At 57.3% G+C, this 14,299-nt stretch carries 17 protein-coding genes and 2 pseudogenes; 13 read left to right on the forward strand and 6 right to left on the reverse strand.

Annotated elements, in window-relative coordinates; all coding sequences use genetic code 11:
* Positions 1 to 353: 353 nt before the first annotated feature.
* The 3 genes from FQ187_RS25535 to FQ187_RS25545 all read left to right on the forward strand — a co-directional run bounded on the left by FQ187_RS25535 (position 354) and on the right by FQ187_RS25545 (position 2,628).
* Positions 354 to 1,163 (forward strand): glycosyltransferase family 2 protein, encoded by an 810-nt coding sequence (locus tag FQ187_RS25535; protein WP_149631594.1) that lies wholly within the window; start codon positions 354 to 356, stop codon positions 1,161 to 1,163.
* An 84-nt stretch (positions 1,164 to 1,247) separates the two neighbouring features.
* The gene (locus FQ187_RS25540; protein WP_149631595.1) at positions 1,248 to 2,051 is read left to right on the forward strand and encodes a 2OG-Fe(II) oxygenase; all 804 of its coding nucleotides are present in this window, start codon (positions 1,248 to 1,250) and stop codon (positions 2,049 to 2,051) included.
* A gap of 91 nt (positions 2,052 to 2,142) precedes the next feature.
* Positions 2,143 to 2,628 carry a GNAT family N-acetyltransferase gene (locus tag FQ187_RS25545; RefSeq protein ID WP_178122765.1) on the forward strand — a complete coding sequence of 162 codons (486 nt, stop codon included), beginning with the start codon at positions 2,143 to 2,145 and terminating at the stop codon, positions 2,626 to 2,628.
* Between the two features lie 44 nt (positions 2,629 to 2,672).
* Here FQ187_RS25545 and FQ187_RS25550 read toward each other — a convergent pair whose 3' ends face one another.
* Positions 2,673 to 2,981, reverse strand: a complete 309-nt coding sequence (locus FQ187_RS25550) for a panthothenate synthetase (protein WP_149631596.1) — start codon at positions 2,979 to 2,981, stop codon at positions 2,673 to 2,675.
* Positions 2,982 to 3,273: 292 nt separating this feature from the next.
* Here FQ187_RS25550 and FQ187_RS25555 point away from each other — a divergent pair, with 292 nt between their 5' ends.
* From FQ187_RS25555 to phnE, 4 genes are read left to right on the forward strand one after another with little or no spacing between them, the layout of a single operon-like run.
* Positions 3,274 to 4,125, forward strand: coding sequence for a putative selenate ABC transporter substrate-binding protein (locus FQ187_RS25555; protein WP_149631597.1), 852 nt, complete (start codon positions 3,274 to 3,276; stop codon positions 4,123 to 4,125).
* Complete coding sequence (locus tag FQ187_RS25560; protein ID WP_149631598.1) at positions 4,122 to 4,919, forward strand: phosphonate ABC transporter ATP-binding protein; 798 nt, start codon at positions 4,122 to 4,124, stop codon at positions 4,917 to 4,919. Before FQ187_RS25555 ends, FQ187_RS25560 begins: the two co-directional genes overlap by 4 nt.
* Positions 4,913 to 5,740, forward strand: a complete 828-nt coding sequence (locus FQ187_RS25565; protein WP_149631599.1) for an ABC transporter permease — start codon at positions 4,913 to 4,915, stop codon at positions 5,738 to 5,740. Before FQ187_RS25560 ends, FQ187_RS25565 begins: the two co-directional genes overlap by 7 nt.
* The gene (phnE, locus tag FQ187_RS25570) at positions 5,737 to 6,504 is read left to right on the forward strand and encodes a phosphonate ABC transporter, permease protein PhnE (protein ID WP_149631600.1); all 768 of its coding nucleotides are present in this window, start codon (positions 5,737 to 5,739) and stop codon (positions 6,502 to 6,504) included. Before FQ187_RS25565 ends, phnE begins: the two co-directional genes overlap by 4 nt.
* A gap of 26 nt (positions 6,505 to 6,530) precedes the next feature.
* On the opposite strand, the pseudogene FQ187_RS25575 reads toward phnE, so the two are convergent.
* Positions 6,531 to 6,857: pseudogene (locus FQ187_RS25575) on the reverse strand (hypothetical protein); the annotation flags it as partial.
* On the opposite strand from FQ187_RS25575, the gene FQ187_RS25580 reads away from it, so the two are divergent.
* Both FQ187_RS25580 and FQ187_RS25585 read left to right on the forward strand, forming a co-directional pair.
* The gene (locus FQ187_RS25580; protein ID WP_149631637.1) at positions 6,762 to 7,652 is read left to right on the forward strand and encodes a LysR substrate-binding domain-containing protein; all 891 of its coding nucleotides are present in this window, start codon (positions 6,762 to 6,764) and stop codon (positions 7,650 to 7,652) included. The pseudogene FQ187_RS25575 and the gene FQ187_RS25580 overlap by 96 nt on opposite strands.
* 294 nt (positions 7,653 to 7,946) lie before the next feature.
* Complete coding sequence (locus FQ187_RS25585; protein WP_134418621.1) at positions 7,947 to 8,165, forward strand: hypothetical protein; 219 nt, start codon at positions 7,947 to 7,949, stop codon at positions 8,163 to 8,165.
* Here the strand turns inward: FQ187_RS25585 and FQ187_RS25590 are convergent.
* A complete protein-coding gene (locus FQ187_RS25590; RefSeq protein WP_256667441.1) occupies positions 8,153 to 8,389 on the reverse strand; it encodes a LysE family transporter in 237 nt (78 codons plus the stop codon). The genes FQ187_RS25585 and FQ187_RS25590 overlap by 13 nt on opposite strands.
* Positions 8,390 to 8,426: 37 nt before the next feature.
* Positions 8,427 to 9,515, reverse strand: a complete 1,089-nt coding sequence (locus tag FQ187_RS25595) for a DUF3616 domain-containing protein (RefSeq protein WP_149631601.1) — start codon at positions 9,513 to 9,515, stop codon at positions 8,427 to 8,429.
* Positions 9,516 to 9,862: 347 nt separating this feature from the next.
* On the opposite strand from FQ187_RS25595, the gene FQ187_RS25600 reads away from it, so the two are divergent.
* Positions 9,863 to 10,531 (forward strand): polysaccharide lyase family 7 protein, encoded by a 669-nt coding sequence (locus FQ187_RS25600; protein ID WP_149631602.1) that lies wholly within the window; start codon positions 9,863 to 9,865, stop codon positions 10,529 to 10,531.
* A 16-nt stretch (positions 10,532 to 10,547) separates the two neighbouring features.
* Here the strand turns inward: FQ187_RS25600 and FQ187_RS30565 are convergent, their stop codons facing one another.
* Positions 10,548 to 11,759 carry a M48 family metallopeptidase gene (locus FQ187_RS30565; protein WP_256667442.1) on the reverse strand — a complete coding sequence of 404 codons (1,212 nt, stop codon included), beginning with the start codon at positions 11,757 to 11,759 and terminating at the stop codon, positions 10,548 to 10,550.
* A 51-nt stretch (positions 11,760 to 11,810) separates the two neighbouring features.
* Positions 11,811 to 12,488: a hypothetical protein gene (locus tag FQ187_RS30570; protein WP_256667443.1), complete on the reverse strand. Its 678-nt coding sequence runs from the start codon at positions 12,486 to 12,488 to the stop codon at positions 11,811 to 11,813.
* A gap of 237 nt (positions 12,489 to 12,725) precedes the next feature.
* Between FQ187_RS30570 and FQ187_RS25610 the strand changes: the two are divergent.
* From FQ187_RS25610 to FQ187_RS25620, 3 genes and pseudogenes are all read left to right on the forward strand, one after another.
* Positions 12,726 to 12,968 (forward strand): annotated as a pseudogene (locus tag FQ187_RS25610) (phage infection protein); the annotation flags it as partial.
* A gap of 156 nt (positions 12,969 to 13,124) precedes the next feature.
* On the forward strand, positions 13,125 to 13,688 hold the full coding sequence (locus FQ187_RS25615) for a chorismate mutase (protein ID WP_149631603.1): 564 nt from the start codon (positions 13,125 to 13,127) through the stop codon (positions 13,686 to 13,688).
* A 68-nt stretch (positions 13,689 to 13,756) separates the two neighbouring features.
* Entirely contained in the window at positions 13,757 to 14,185 is a 429-nt protein-coding gene (locus tag FQ187_RS25620; RefSeq protein WP_149631604.1) for a nuclear transport factor 2 family protein, read from the forward strand.
* Positions 14,186 to 14,299: the final 114 nt, after the last annotated feature.

Here is a 14,299-nt window from a genome sequence, read left to right on the forward strand (position 1 = left end):
CGCGACTAGAGGAAAGAACCATGAATTAAGGACAGGAAAGGCCTGTTTTTCGACCGACTCATGATTTTTTGAACCTCAAGCAGAGAGGGCATGAAAAATCGGTGGGTACTTCAGACCTTCCCTAGCGGGACGTGTAACGAATTAAGTCACGGATGTTTACCTACAGCGCAGATCCTTATACGATGAAGTCCGCATATACTGCTCTCCATCAGGTCCGGGTAAGCTATGGTTATTATGCACAACAAAGCGGCTTAACAAATTGTGCTTTATAGTCACGCAAAATTTTGCGCAGACAAATAAGCGAAAGCTGCGTACAGGCTGAATTACATGTAATATCAATGGGCGCCCGAACAATGAACAACACTAGTTTCCTGGCTGACAGCTCTAAAAACTTCAGCATAGTTATAGTCAATTACAAAACACCAGAAATCACCAAGATATGCTTAGACTTATTGCACCAGCATGTGGGCAGCCTTAGCGTCCCAATATGGGTAGTTGACAACTATTCCGCCGATGAAAGCACTGAGTATTTACGAACTCTTGACTGGATCAATTTAATCGAGCGCTCTGTTTCCGAACCAGAACCTGGGCATATCGCGCACGGCAAAGCACTTGACCTGGTTTTGGAGCGAGTTGAAACTGATTATTTATTTTTGATGCACACCGACACATTTGTTTTCGATAAAAATGTTTTTCCGATGATGCTGAATAAATGCTTGAAAAACCAAAAAACCGTAGCCGTCGGTTGTGTTGAGCAAATAAATCGCGGCACAACCAGAACACTTTGGCGCTTTAGCTCACGACTATTCCAACACCATTTCAGACGTATGAAAATCTCCATCGGATTACGCTCCAGAGAACCAAGACCGTACAAAGAAGTCTACTTGAAGAGTTTTTGCACATTGTGGAACTGCAAACTTATCAAACAGCACAACATGCATTTTTCGATGGATGATCGTGTGCCAGGCTACACACTCCAAGACCGCATGACCGAACTTGGCTATGTCGTTGAAATGTTATCACCGCGTAAAATCTTCAGTTATCTGGATCACATCCAGGCCGGCACTGTCGCAGCGGCTGGCGGCTATGAAAAGACTCATAGACGAACCAAAATGTACAATAATATCCTTAAGCGCCTGAAGAAAGACGACAGCAAAAGTTAAGCTACGAAGAGACGCAACGAGCAGGGCTGCTGGACTCTGCTTTAAGTCACCGACAAGTATTTATATTAAGTTATTGGAGCGGTAATGGCACCCATCACTCAAGCACTACCTATGACCCTCTCTCCGGAGCTTGATTTCGACCAGAACGCCGCCAGCGCCTTGGGTTCCTCATTGGCTAGTCGCTATATCCAGGCTACGCCATTTCCGCACATTGTCATCGATAATTTCTTGGATGAAGAGCTGATTGCGAGTATCTGCTCGCACTTCCCAATCGAGCCAACCAACAACGAAATGCTCTACGAGCGCGGCTATAAAGGTCAACAAAAACGTCAAATCAGTCCCAACGAATGCACCCCCTACTTAAAGACTGTTTTCAACGCCTTTAACTCAGCCCCCATGTTGCAGTTTCTTGAAAAGCTCACAGGTATTGAAGGCTTGATACCCGACCCCTACTTTGCTGGTGGCGGCTTGCATGAAACAAAAAGTGGTGGTTTCCTGGGGGTACACTCGGATTTCAGACTCAACAAAAAGCTTAATGTTGAGCGTAGGTTAAATATCATAATTTATCTAAATGAAGACTGGCGAGAGGAATACGGCGGCAACCTTGAACTCTGGGATGTCGACATGAAGACCTGTCTTAAAAAAGTCCTGCCCATTTACAACCGATGTGTCATTTTCAATACCGACAAAGACAGCAATCATGGACATCCAGAGCCTTTAACAACTCCAGAGCACATCACGCGCAGGTCTATAGCGCTTTATTACTACACCGCAGGGACCATGGTGATCGATCCCGCACAAAGAAATAAAACCCACTACAAGCCAAGGCCCAAAGATCGTTTAAGCCTGAAGTACTACCTGGGCAAACTAATCAAGAAAAAGAACTAGACTACGAAAGCAGCCATTGCGCAACGACAAGGCATTTCCTCCCTCGACACGCTTATGGGACGATAAAGTTTCGCCATCTTCAAGGAAGATCATGGACATTCGATTGACGGAAGCCAAAGACTGGATGTTTTTGAAGCAAGTCCGTCTTGCTGCGCTTCTGGACACGCCGACAGTGTTTGGTGTGAGTTACCAAACGGCCGCTCATTACAGTGACGAGCAGTGGAAAGAACGCGCCTCGTCAGCGGCCGGACCGGAATTCTGGTTGGCCATCAAGGACGATAAACCGGTGGGAATGATCGGTGCCGGGGTCAGTCAAGCGAATCGCTATAACCTGATCGGAATGTGGGTTGAACCCGCTGCACGTGGTTCTGGTGTGGCAGCTCAGCTTGTTGAGGCGGTGAAATCTCGCGCGATCGGAAAAGGGCATGATCGCGTTTTTCTGGATGTCTCCCCGGACAATGCAAGAGCCTCGAGCTTCTATCTAAAGCAGGGTTTCTCTTTCATCGATGAATGGGAACCTTTGGTCAGTCATCCGCATATCACGGTTCAGACCATGCTTTGGACTGTACGGAACTGACCAACAGGCGGATCGGGGCCGTCAGTACCGACCCCAATGGCCTCTCAGCACGCCCACGTTTGCCCGAGTGTCACCAGATCGGCCTTTTGCAGATCCTGTGCGCTCATCACAATACGGAATTTGCAGCTGGCGTTGAAGTTGAGAAAAAAGGGCTCCGCCAATGCGGGGATGTCGGAGGGGTCTTGTACGTCGACCACAAAAATCCCACCACGCTTGCCATCTTGCTCGGTAAAGTACGCTGCCTCCGGTTTGATGCTGTTCAGGATGCGCTCAATAACCTCACCCACCTTCCCCGCTTTGACAAGGGAGCTGAAGGGTTCATTAGGGCACTCGACCATCAGTAACATCCTCATCATTCAATCCTCTGTTCAACTTGCAACCTTGTAGTGTCTTCAAGAATAGCGAAGCGTGAGCTAACCCTCGTGCCGGGTTACGGGCGGTCATGAAACATGGCGATTTCGGGCTGCTAAAAGCGCTAACCCAAGGATCATCCTGGCAGGATCGACTTCAGGCTTGTCGCACTAACAATTGGGCCAAAAGCGGTCAATTTCACTCCATTTCGTTTACCCTCACAAAGTGCCACGCAGCAATCAGCTTGCTGCCTGGCGTATCTACACTTTTGCTTTAATGCACCGGAGAATTTTCATGCTCAACCGTATCCTGGCATTGGCTGTCGGCTTGACGCTGTCTTTTGGCACCCTGTTGGTGCAGGCCGCCGACACCCTGAAAGTCAGCGCGATTCCCGATGAAGCCCCGACCGAACTGCTGCGCAAGTTCAAGCCGCTGGGCACCTACCTGGAACAGCAATTGGGCATGAAGGTCGAGTTCGTTCCCGTGAGCGACTATCCGGCCGTGGTCGAGGCGCTGGCCACTGACCGAATCGATATGGCCTGGCTGGGCGGCTTCACGTTCGTGCAGGCACGCCTGAAAACCGGCAATGCCATTCCGCTGGTACAGCGCGAACAGGACGCCCAGTTCACCAGCAAATTCATCACCGCCGACCCGGCCGTCAAATCCCTCGCCGATCTCAAGGGCAAGACCTTCGCCTTCGGTTCAGTGTCCTCCACGTCGGGCAGTCTCATGCCGCGCTATTTCATGCTGAAGGACGGCATCAAACCGGAAACGTACTTTAGTCGCGTGGGCTACTCCGGTGCCCATGACGCCACTGTCGCCTGGGTCCAGGCCGGCAAGGTGGACGCCGGGGTACTGAACGCCAGCGTTTGGGAAAAACTGGTCGCCGCCGGCAAGGTCGACACCACCAAGGTCAGAGTGTTTGCGACCACCCCGGCCTACTACGACTACAACTGGACGGTACGCGGGACCCTCGACCCGGCGTTGGCGGCCAAGATAAAGGCCGCCTTTCTGGCGCTCGATCCGGCGAACCCGAAGGACAAGGAGATTCTGGATCTGCAGGCCGCCAGCCGATTCATCGAAACCCAACCTGAGAACTACAAGGGCATCGAGGAAGCCGCGCGCGCCGCCGAACTGCTCAAATGACGTTGCATCTGACCCAGGTCAGCCTTACCCACGTTAACGGCGTCCATGCGTTGCGTGGTGTGGACCTGCACATCGGCGCCAGCGAACAGGTCGCCATCATCGGTCCGTCCGGCGCGGGCAAGTCGAGCCTGCTCAACCTGCTGGCCACCGCCCTGCGACCGGACGACGGCGAGCTGCAGGTGCTCGGCGAGCGTGCCTGGCAGCTGTCTGCCCGTCAGCGTCAGCGTCTGCGCGCGCGCATCGGCCTGATCCATCAAGCGCCCCCGCTGCCACCGCGCCAACGCGTGGTCACTGCGGTTCTGGCTGGAAAGCTGGGTCAGTGGGGTCTGGGCAAAAGTCTGCTGAACTTGCTGCATCCGGTGGATATTCCGGGCGCACGCGCGGCATTGGCCAGGCTCGACCTCAGCGACAAGTTGTTCACGCAATGTCAGCAACTGTCCGGTGGACAGCTACAGCGCGTGGGCATTGCCCGCGTGTTGTATCAAGCGCCCGAGGTGTTGCTGGCCGATGAGCCGGTTTCGGCCATGGACCCGGTGTTGGCCGAGCACACGCTGTCGGTGCTCTGTCGCCATGCCCGGCAGCACAACGTCACCCTGGTCGCCAGCCTGCATGCGGTGGAGCTGGCCCTGGCGCACTTTTCGCGCATCATCGGCTTGCGTGATGGACAAGTCCTGTTCGACCTTGCGGCCAGCGACGTCGACCGCGAGTTGCTCGACAAGCTCTACGCCAACGAACAACTGCAATCTCCACCGATTACTCCAGCGCCCTTGAGTGTGCAGATCCCCCGATGCTGACCCGTGATACCCGAGATCCGGCCACCCGGCCCCGCCTGCTGCTCACCTTGCTGGCCCTTGCCCTGCTGTGGCCAGGCATCCGCTTCAGCGAGCTGGACCTCAGTGTGCTGGTGGCGAGTGACAGTCAGAGCGAGATGGGCCGGTTTGTCTCAGCCTTCTGGCCACCGGCCCATGGCGAGGAATTCATTGAGCTGTTATTGCAGGCCACCCTGCAGACCCTGGCCATCGCCACGGCGGGCATGGCCCTGGCGTTGTTGTTGGCCGTCCCCGCCAGCCTGCTGGCCAGTCGGGCTCTGTCGCTGTCTGCCGCCTCCCGTGCCGGCCACCCAGGCTATTGGGGCCAACTGCTGCGTTGGCCGGTACGCGGCTTACTGATCTTCCTGCGCAGCGTGCCGGAAATCGTCTGGGCGCTTTTGTTCGTGCGCGCCGTCGGACTGGGCCCGACGGCCGGGGTGCTGGCCATTGCCATTACCTACAGCGGGATGTTGGGCAAGGTCTACGCGGAAATTTTCGAGTCGGTCGATCAGCGCCCGGCCCACGCGCTATTGCAGGCTGGCAGCGGTCGGCTCGCAGCCTTTTTCTACGGAATCCTGCCCAATGTCGCTGCGGAGCTGCTGTCGTACACGGTGTACCGCTGGGAATGCGCCATCCGCGCCTCGGTAGTGATGGGCTTCGTCGGTGCCGGCGGTCTGGGCCAGCAAATGGATTTGTCGCTACGCATGTTCGCCGGCGGTGAAGTGGCCAGCTTGTTACTGACATTTCTCGTCCTGGTACTGCTCGCCGATCATCTCAGCCGCCTGCTGCGCTGGAGGCTGGCATGAATCGCCTGATCAACCTGGTGCTGCTCCTGTGTATCGGCGCAGCGGTGATCGCCTCGTTCATCTTCCTGGGCATCGACCTCGGCGAACTGGGTGGCAGCGGTAACCTGAAGCAGATGGGCGCTTATGCGCAGCGTTTTCTCAGCCCGGACCTGAGCGCGGGCCATCTGCAAGCCATCGGCCACGGCGCTCTGGAAACCATCGCCATGTCCGCCCTTGGCACCCTGCTCGCGGCGGTAGTGGGTCTGCTGTTGGCATTGCCCGCGGCCGGGCGCTTCGGCTGGCCTTTGCAGAGCGCTTCGCGTCTTGTGCTCAACGCCTTGCGCGCGGTTCCGGAACTGGTGTGGGCTGCGCTGATGGTCCTGGCCGCCGGGCTCGGCCCCAATGCCGGCACCCTGGCCTTGGCCTTGCACACCACCGGCGTGCTCGGCCGGCTGTTCGCCGAAGCGCTGGAAAACACCCCGCCAGAACCGGCCGAAGCCATCCGCTTGCAGGGCGGCAATGCCGTATGGGCGTTCTGTTACGGATCACTGCCCAACCTGTTGCCACAGTTACTGGCCTACATCTTGTACCGCTGGGAAAACAATATCCGCATGGCCAGTGTGCTCGGCTTCGTCGGCGCCGGTGGTTTGGGGCAAATGCTCTATGTCAGCCTCAGCCTGTTCCAGGAGGCTCAAGCCAGCACCGTGATACTGGCCATGCTGTTGCTGGTTTTTGCCGTCGATACTTTGAGCAGCTGGAGCCGTCACCGCTGGGTCAAGGCCTGACTCATATTTATCGTCGCCTGATGAAGTCATTTCGCGGTGGCAGTCTTGAACTTGGTCCAGGTGCGCATGCGCGCCCGCATATCGGACTGGGGGATGTCCTTGCCCGGAATCAGCCGTGCGTAAGTGACCTCATCGAGGTAAATATCCGGGTTGTTGCGCGTGGTCGCATCGACGCTCGGACGTGCGTTGGCATTGGAGGTGGGGTAGCCGAGCGACAGGCACAGGTTGCCGTTCACCAGGTCGGTGACCGGCTGCGACTGGAACTTGCGGATGTACGGGCGAAGTTTCAGCAACAGTTCACCCTTCGCGGCTTTGAAGCCGCCGCCCGGCTGGGCAGTTTCCACAAGGCGGCCGCAGAGTTGCACCTCACCCAATCGGCGATCAGTCAGCAGATCCGTAGCCTTGAGGCATACCTTGAACAACCCTTGTTCTTTCGCAGTGGACGCAGCGTCAGCCTGACCGATGCCGGTCACGACCTGCTCAGCACCACCCAAGCGTTGCTGCAACAACTGGCCGTCGGCATTCGCCGCCTTGGGCAGTACCAGAAACCCAACCAACTGGTCCTCAACACCACCCCGGCACTCGCCCGTCACTGGCTGCTGCCACGCTTGGGGGATTTTCGCCGCGAGCATCCGGATGTTGATCTGTGGATTTTCAGTACCGATGAACTCCCGGACATGACCACCCAGACCATCGACCTCGCAGTGCGCGATGACATCAGTTCCCAAGCCGAGTGCAGCTTCAAGGTGCTGCACGCCGACCGCCTCTATCCGGCGTGTCACCCGAACCTGTTGGCGCTGCCACGCGAACAGCGCACAACCCTTCACGGCGAGCGGGAAATGGATTGGAGTCACTGGGCGGTGGAGGCTGGCATCGATGTCGGCCAGAAAGATCAGGGGCTGAATTTCTCCGACCCCGGCCTGCTGCTGGACGCCGCGTGCGCGGGGCTCGGTATCGCCCTGGTCAGCCAGTTATTGAGTCGGCAGGCGCGCGCCCAAGGATTGTTGCAACCCTTGGTGGAGCAAACCATTCGCGGTCCGAACTGGGCCATGCTGATCCACCGTGACAGTGAGAACAATGCGCTGGCGCGAAGCTTCAGTCAGTGGCTGCTGGGTAACCTGGAAGCGGCAGACCCGATGACTGAGTGAAGCCCTCACCCCACGGTTCGCGCAGCGCGTACTTTCGCGTATCGCGAGAGTCCGATCTTGATGCCAACCAGGATGGGGGCGGCGACTACCATCGTTGCGCGTCTCCAACCTGAAGGACTGGCTGCCCATCCAACGGCCCAAGGATCTTGTGGCTATCGGAGACTCCATTTTTGTTCGCGTAGATACCGAGCAACTAGCAGCCGTCGCTCATAGTCGGTAGGTTGCCTCCACCCAAGCACCACCCATTGGCGGTTTGGCAGGACCCGCCAGAGTTCACCATCAAGTGAGGTTCAAATGGACAGCACACCGGGGCTGGAAATCGAGGAGGCCGCCTATAACGAATTCTTCGGCCTTTGGAACCAGGGAATGTTCGAGAAGCAGCGCCTGGGTCAAGCCTTCTATAACTATTTCCGCCTGCATCGCCTCACCGACCAAGCGTCCTTGTTTGGCCTCTATGAGGCTGACGGGGAGAAAGCGTTGGTCACGATTTCACGCCTGTTTCAGATCAAGTAGCCTCTCTTTCTTGGATTACTCAGAGTCAGCACGGCTCCGGCGAGAAGGCCCGCGCCTGCTGAGCGCTTTGGAGGTGCCTGCATTTGTTCGGTGTTCTTTGACCATAAGTTCCAGGCGATGAACAGGATAAAGGCAACGCCGAGCCATTTCACCGCGATGAAGACCGACTCGAACTGCTGGGTCAGTGCGGCAAGTCCGAAGGTGGCGACCAGCAGCCCAGGCAAACTGATCTACAGGCCGCGTTGATGTCGATGTGCGTGGCTAATCCAGGATGAACAGGTCCCCTTCCACATCCGTATCGCCGTGTTTACGACTCTCCGCCGCAGAGTCGTAGACGATCAGCAGAGCCTCCCCAAGCTGCTCGCCCGATTGGAACAGACACATGCCCTCAGCGTGATCGTTGCCTTGCCCGAAAGGCACCTCCAGCACCTTCTCCAATTGATCGGTGAAGACCACGCGTTCCTCGTCGGACGCGAAACCGCCGCGCCAGCGGAAGACCGTTACCGGACCGTCCTGCTCCATGGTGGGGCCCGCCAGGATCAGCAGATCGTCACCGCGGGTGCACAGGTCACGCAAGCCCAGGCCATTGAGCGCGAAGAAGTGCTTACGGTAGCGGCGCCCATCCGGACCGATCTTCTTCAGCACCAGCGTGTCAGACGAGGCGTCATTCAACTCGGGTTCGATCTCCAACAACACGGCCCAGCCGCGTAGAACCGGTCCACGCAGCCCCAGCAGAAGGCGCGAGCCGATCGCCACCAACCCTTCGATATCGAAGCCGTTGTCCTTACCCGGGATACGCAGGAAGTCGCGTAGCTGAGGATCTTCAGCAATCGCCGCGGTCAGGTCGTTACCGACTTCGTTGCCCTGCAACCGCGCCGCCGTACGTCCATCGGCATCCACTTTCCTGGCGAGTACATAGCTGTCGTTCTGCACCACAGGGATGCGGGCCAGCAGAAAGCGATTGCCGTCCGCCTCTACCGTCGACAGGCGCTTGATATTCTTCTGTGCAGAAGTGCCGGCCTCGGCCTTCTTGCGCTTCAGGCTATGGGAGCCCACCACCCAGAGGTAACCACTGTCATGGACATAGGCCAAGCCCTCGATATCGATCTCGGCGTCTTGTTTCGGTAGGGGCAAATCCAGATATTCCAGGAGTGGAAATGATTGGTGCTCGTCGCACCTTACGCCGCCGCCGGGCGTAGCATTCTGGATTTTCAGGCGTTCCAGGCTCGTGGTTTCGTCGTTCGCCACCCAGAGTGTGTCGTCAATCTGCTGAGCGACCGAAAGGCCATCGCGCAACGACGCAAACGCCGGATCAAAGCTCAACAGCGCAAAATTGCTTCGGTCGCTCATGAGCGGTCTCCTGTCTTTATGACGCGGCGCGCCGGTTATTCAGAACCAGATTCTGCGCGTGTTCTTCGTCCAGTGCATGCACTCGTCCTGGCCGACCGGTCCACCGCTGATGGTTTGGTTCCTTCGCTGCCGCAAGCCAACCCACAATAGTTCCGTCAACTTCCAAAATAGCCGACTAACGGTAACGCCCGTGGGCACAAAGCCTGCAATAACTCCATCGACGAACATTTGACGTCAATCTACCGCCATACGAATTTCCTAATCAGCAGACCCAACTGACACAGCTCAATAGCGCAGGTTCGAGCGCAACTGTGGCCGCAACATTCTCCGCATACAGGATTCTTGACATGATCGACCTCGCCACCTGGAATTTAAGCATCCCTGAAGGCAGCCCACCGGCCACCATAGAAACGCCTCGACTGGCGCAAGGGTTCAAGGACCAGTATTTCAGTTCTGAAGCCGCTACCCTTTCCTTCTGGGCACCTGTGACCGGTTCCAGGACGGCCAACGCTATTTACCCGCGTAGCGAGTTGCGGGAAACCTATAGCGATGGAACGCTGCGCAACTGGCAGTATTCAGCGGCGGATAACACCCTGCGCGCGAGTCTGGCCGTCAATCAGGTTCCGAGCACCGGCAAGATCGTGATTGGCCAGATTCACAACAAGGACAGCAACAGCCCCATGGTGAAGCTGGAGTACCAGTACAAAACGTCGACTTCGACGGGAAACATTGTCGCCAAGGTGCGCATGCGTCCCGACGATGAAGAAGGCCAGGTCATTACCATTGCGACGGGTGTGCCGCTCAACCGCGACTTTTCCTACCAGATCCACCTCAGCCCGAAGGGCGCGCTGGGCATCAGCGCAGCAGGATACAACTGGAGAACCACCATCGACCCGAGCTGGAAGACCAAACCACTGTATTTCAAAGCCGGTGCGTATGTGCAGGACAACACCGGCTATCCCAGCGAGGGTGGAAAAGTGACGTTCAGGATACTGGAGATCCATCACAAAATTTAGTCGCTTCATTGGGTCACTACCGTCGGCACGCCGATCCGAAGGGTGAAGACTTTAGTGGATTTCCTCGTCGATCGGCTACCAAGTGGCTAGCTGTCAGTGAACTCAACCGCGCAGGCCGCAGATGCCCTCGAAGCCTTTCAAAACCATTGCGTGCGCATCCAGTGGGATACGCTGCTATCGCAGGCGGGTGTCGAAGGTGGCGGCACGCATCCTTACATGGTGCCATCACGTTCACTATCGCAAAAAAGGCGAGCGGGACAAGGAATGCATCAGATTGGTGGCGGAGGCTTCCCAGAGAAGAGTTATCCTGAATTATGAACGCTCTTTCCTGCGCCCGGTGCTGGATTGAGTTAACTAACCTTAAGGGGGCCGGTCGATTGCGCAGCTTCGGCATCCAGTCCAGTCGTCTCAGGCATTCCGCATAGCCGTGCAAGCTCCACACATTGTCCAGATGCCAGGACGCACGGCTGAGGGTGTTGTCCAGTCCCAGATCGGCTCGATAGGCCTGCAGCGCTTCTTCTACCCTGCCCTGCTCCAAAAGCAACGCGCCCAACGCATGTCTGACCGGTTGCATCCAGCCCCATGGCTCGTCGTAAGGCAGGTTGTCGTCCAGTGACAGCGCCTGGCGCAAGTGGGCGAAGGCGTCGTCGTAATTGCCTTTACGGTACTCGATTTCCCCGCTCAGCATGCCTGCGGCAACCGCCAGAATGTCGGTGCATTTATTGTTGAACAGGTAGCGTGTGTCCGGCACTCGGGTCCAGGCTTCGAGGAGTAGTCGCTGTTCGGCTTCTGCGGCGGCGATATACCCGGTGGCCGCATGCGCCACGCCTCTGGCGTAATGCAGCATCGCCGTGGTCACGCAGTACAGCGCCTGGTCGTTCGGCAGCGGGGTGGCGAGGATGTCCTGCCATTTGCCGAAGCGTATCTGCACGTGGACCTTCATCGACACGAAGCCCTCCAGCCAGTCGGCCATGGGCGGTTGCTCCACGCGCAGCAGTTCTTCCCTGATGGTTGACATCAGTTGATCGGCGGCTTCCAGGGCCGGTTGGTATTGCCCGAGGAACATCGCCGAATAGAGTTTGAAGTGGTAGTTGTGGCATCGATACAAGGTGTAGAAGTTGAGCGGCCCTTCCTGTTCCAGGTATTTGCTGTCGGCCAGAATCGCCCGGCTATTGGTGACCATGGCCCCACGGTAGTCACCGCAGAGCACGTCGATGTGCGACGGCATATGGCGCAAATATCCCGCATCCGGCACCAGGTCACGCAGGACATCGCCGGCTCACAACGCCCGCTCCGGGTAGGGCGACATTTCCAGGGTGTGGACGTACATGTGCAGCACGCCGGGGTGCGGCGCATCGCCGTGCTGCGCCATCCGCCGTAGCGCCCGTTCCAGCACGTCTACCGTTTCAAGCGTGTCGGCGCCCGGCGCCGGTTTACCGGTTTTCAGATCCCACAATTGCCAGGGTGTGCGGTCGATCAACGCTTCGGCAAACAGCGCAACGACATCGGGATCTTCGGGAAAGGCTTTGTAGACATCGCGCATGGACGCCGCATAGGCATCGTTCCAGGCGAAGAGTTGGTCGAGGCTGGAGGCCTGATCGGCCTGGTAGCGTTGCTCCAGCGCCCGGATCAGCGCCTGTTCCACCGGTGTTGCGCCGTCGATATGTCCCAGCGCGGTTTGCGTCGCCAGTCGGGCCTGGGCCACGGCCTCTTTCAACTCCTGTTCGATGAAGGCATCCCAACGCTGGTTGTAGTTGGGGCCCGAAGCGTAGGCGATGCCCCAGTAGGCCATCGCGCAATCGCGGTCGTGTTCGATCGCCTTTTGGAAACAGCGTATGGATTCGTCGTGGTTGTAGCCGTAGCACCATACCAAGCCACGATCGAACCAGCGCTGGGCCTGGGACGAGTGGGTCGTCACCGGGCGGCTGTAGGTGCCCAAATCGTAATAGTCGTGCATCGATTTATCCTCTCGACCAGAGCAGGGAACCTCGCAGGAAATCCTTGCGGACGTGGAGAGCCTCGACAGTTCAAGAGGTCCAGCATACCCCTGCGGTTCTGGCTGAGCGGCAGAGCCGACGACAGGAGGATCATTGCCGGCGTCGATAGTCACCATCAACTCAATGAAGTTCTCATAAAAAATCCGCGGCGTAACATCAGCGCCATACCCAACAACTACACCCCGGAGCACACCATCATGAAACGCCAAATCCTCCTCAGCATCGCTTTCTCGGTTTTTGCAGTTAACGCTTTCGCCGCTACCTCTGCTCACCCGGTTGTCGCTGAAGGCGGCTCGGATCGTCTGATTGAAAGTCGTGTGGCTGAGGGTGGTTCGGATCGTCTGATCGAAAACCGTGTGGCTGAAGGTGGTTCGGATCGTCTGATCGAAAACCGCGTGGCAGAAGGTGGTTCGGATCGTCTGATCGAAAACCGCGCCGCATAAATGAATAGCTTTACCGAAGCACTCAACGAAAAGCCCGGCCTGACAAGCCGGGCTTTTTCGTGCACAAAATAAATCGATCCCTGCTTAATGCCTCCGCCGCACCTGTGATACTTAACACCTGATTGTAAGTCCCGTACCCGATGAGGTTTGCCGATGCCCCGTTCCCCACATTTACCGCAATTGCTGATCTGCGCCGTCCTCGGTTTACTCGCCAGCAGCGCACAGGCCAGCGCGCCCTCCCCGGCGCCGGATAGCTTGCAACCGCTGCTGGTAACGTTGAACGAACGTCTGAGCATTGCTGATCTTGTGGCGCTGACCAAGTGGGACAGTGGCAAATCGATCCAGGACAGTGCCCGGGAAGCGCAAGTCGTCGCCAACGCCAGGAAGCTGGCCGTTGACCGCACACTGGACCCCGACGAGTTCGCTGAATTGATCGCCGCCCAGATTGAAGCCAACAAGCTGGTGCAGTACGGGCTGGTGGCTCAATGGCGAGCGGCTGGCAAGGCGCCGGACACGCCGCGGCCAGACCTCGCCAATCAAATCCGGCCACAGCTCGATGTGCTGCAAAACCGCCTGTTGCAGCAATACGCTGACTTCGCGCCCTATCGCAATGACCCGGAATGCGAGAACTGGCTGGCCACGGCACGATCCGGCCTGATCAAGGACAGTCTGCATGGTCAGGCACTGATACGCGCCACCGGGGAACTGTGTCGCTGAGCGATCGTGAAACACTGCATGTGCAACACTGAAGCGTTTGCCAACCAACAAAAATACAGGAGTTGAAAATGTCTGAACTGAAACTGCATCCCAAAGCCGCTGAATCCCTGAACCAGTGGCACGACATGATCAGCAAGGGTGACTTGAGCGCCTTGCCCGGTTTGTTGGACCCTCAGGCGATATTCCGCTCCCCGATGGCTCACACGCCTTACCCGGGTGCAGCCGTGGTATCGATGATTCTCAACACGGTCATCGAGGTATTTGAGGATTTTGTCTACCACCGGGAACTGTCCACCGCAGATGGGCTGAACGTCGTCCTGGAGTTCAGCGCCAACGTCGACGGGAAAGCGTTAAAGGGCATCGACATGATCCGGTTCAACGAACAAGGAAAAATCGTTGAGTTTGAGGTGATGGTCCGTCCCTTGAGTGGCCTGCAAGCCTTGGGCGAGCAAATGGGACAACGCCTTGGCGCTTACCTTGCGGCCAGCAAAGGCTGAAGACGTTGCATCGCCTTGGGCGATGCCTCTGCTCCCGGCTTGGTGTTAAATAGAGCGCGTAAAGCAGCGCAACGAGAACACCGATGAATACCCATTTTGAGATTAGTGATGTCC

The organism is Pseudomonas sp. ANT_J28 (genome assembly GCF_008370005.1).
In the GTDB taxonomy this organism is placed as follows: domain Bacteria; phylum Pseudomonadota; class Gammaproteobacteria; order Pseudomonadales; family Pseudomonadaceae; genus Aquipseudomonas; species Aquipseudomonas frigoris.

What these genes read in the sequence shown, in the direction of transcription:
- FQ187_RS25535 (WP_149631594.1), top strand. Translation starts at nt 354, where the DNA reads ATGAACAACACTAGTTTCCTGGCTGACAGCTCTAAAAACTTCAGCATA.
- FQ187_RS25540 (WP_149631595.1), top strand. Translation starts at nt 1,248, where the DNA reads ATGGCACCCATCACTCAAGCACTACCTATGACCCTCTCTCCGGAGCTT.
- FQ187_RS25545 (WP_178122765.1), top strand. Translation starts at nt 2,143, where the DNA reads ATGGACATTCGATTGACGGAAGCCAAAGACTGGATGTTTTTGAAGCAA.
- FQ187_RS25550 (WP_149631596.1), bottom strand. Translation starts at nt 2,981, where the DNA reads ATGAGGATGTTACTGATGGTCGAGTGCCCTAATGAACCCTTCAGCTCC.
- FQ187_RS25555 (WP_149631597.1), top strand. Translation starts at nt 3,274, where the DNA reads ATGCTCAACCGTATCCTGGCATTGGCTGTCGGCTTGACGCTGTCTTTT.
- FQ187_RS25560 (WP_149631598.1), top strand. Translation starts at nt 4,122, where the DNA reads ATGACGTTGCATCTGACCCAGGTCAGCCTTACCCACGTTAACGGCGTC.
- FQ187_RS25565 (WP_149631599.1), top strand. Translation starts at nt 4,913, where the DNA reads ATGCTGACCCGTGATACCCGAGATCCGGCCACCCGGCCCCGCCTGCTG.
- phnE (WP_149631600.1), top strand. Translation starts at nt 5,737, where the DNA reads ATGAATCGCCTGATCAACCTGGTGCTGCTCCTGTGTATCGGCGCAGCG.
- FQ187_RS25585 (WP_134418621.1), top strand. Translation starts at nt 7,947, where the DNA reads ATGGACAGCACACCGGGGCTGGAAATCGAGGAGGCCGCCTATAACGAA.
- FQ187_RS25595 (WP_149631601.1), bottom strand. Translation starts at nt 9,515, where the DNA reads ATGAGCGACCGAAGCAATTTTGCGCTGTTGAGCTTTGATCCGGCGTTT.
- FQ187_RS25600 (WP_149631602.1), top strand. Translation starts at nt 9,863, where the DNA reads ATGATCGACCTCGCCACCTGGAATTTAAGCATCCCTGAAGGCAGCCCA.
- FQ187_RS30565 (WP_256667442.1), bottom strand. Translation starts at nt 11,759, where the DNA reads ATGCCGTCGCACATCGACGTGCTCTGCGGTGACTACCGTGGGGCCATG.
- FQ187_RS30570 (WP_256667443.1), bottom strand. Translation starts at nt 12,488, where the DNA reads ATGCACGACTATTACGATTTGGGCACCTACAGCCGCCCGGTGACGACC.
- FQ187_RS25615 (WP_149631603.1), top strand. Translation starts at nt 13,125, where the DNA reads ATGCCCCGTTCCCCACATTTACCGCAATTGCTGATCTGCGCCGTCCTC.
- FQ187_RS25620 (WP_149631604.1), top strand. Translation starts at nt 13,757, where the DNA reads ATGTCTGAACTGAAACTGCATCCCAAAGCCGCTGAATCCCTGAACCAG.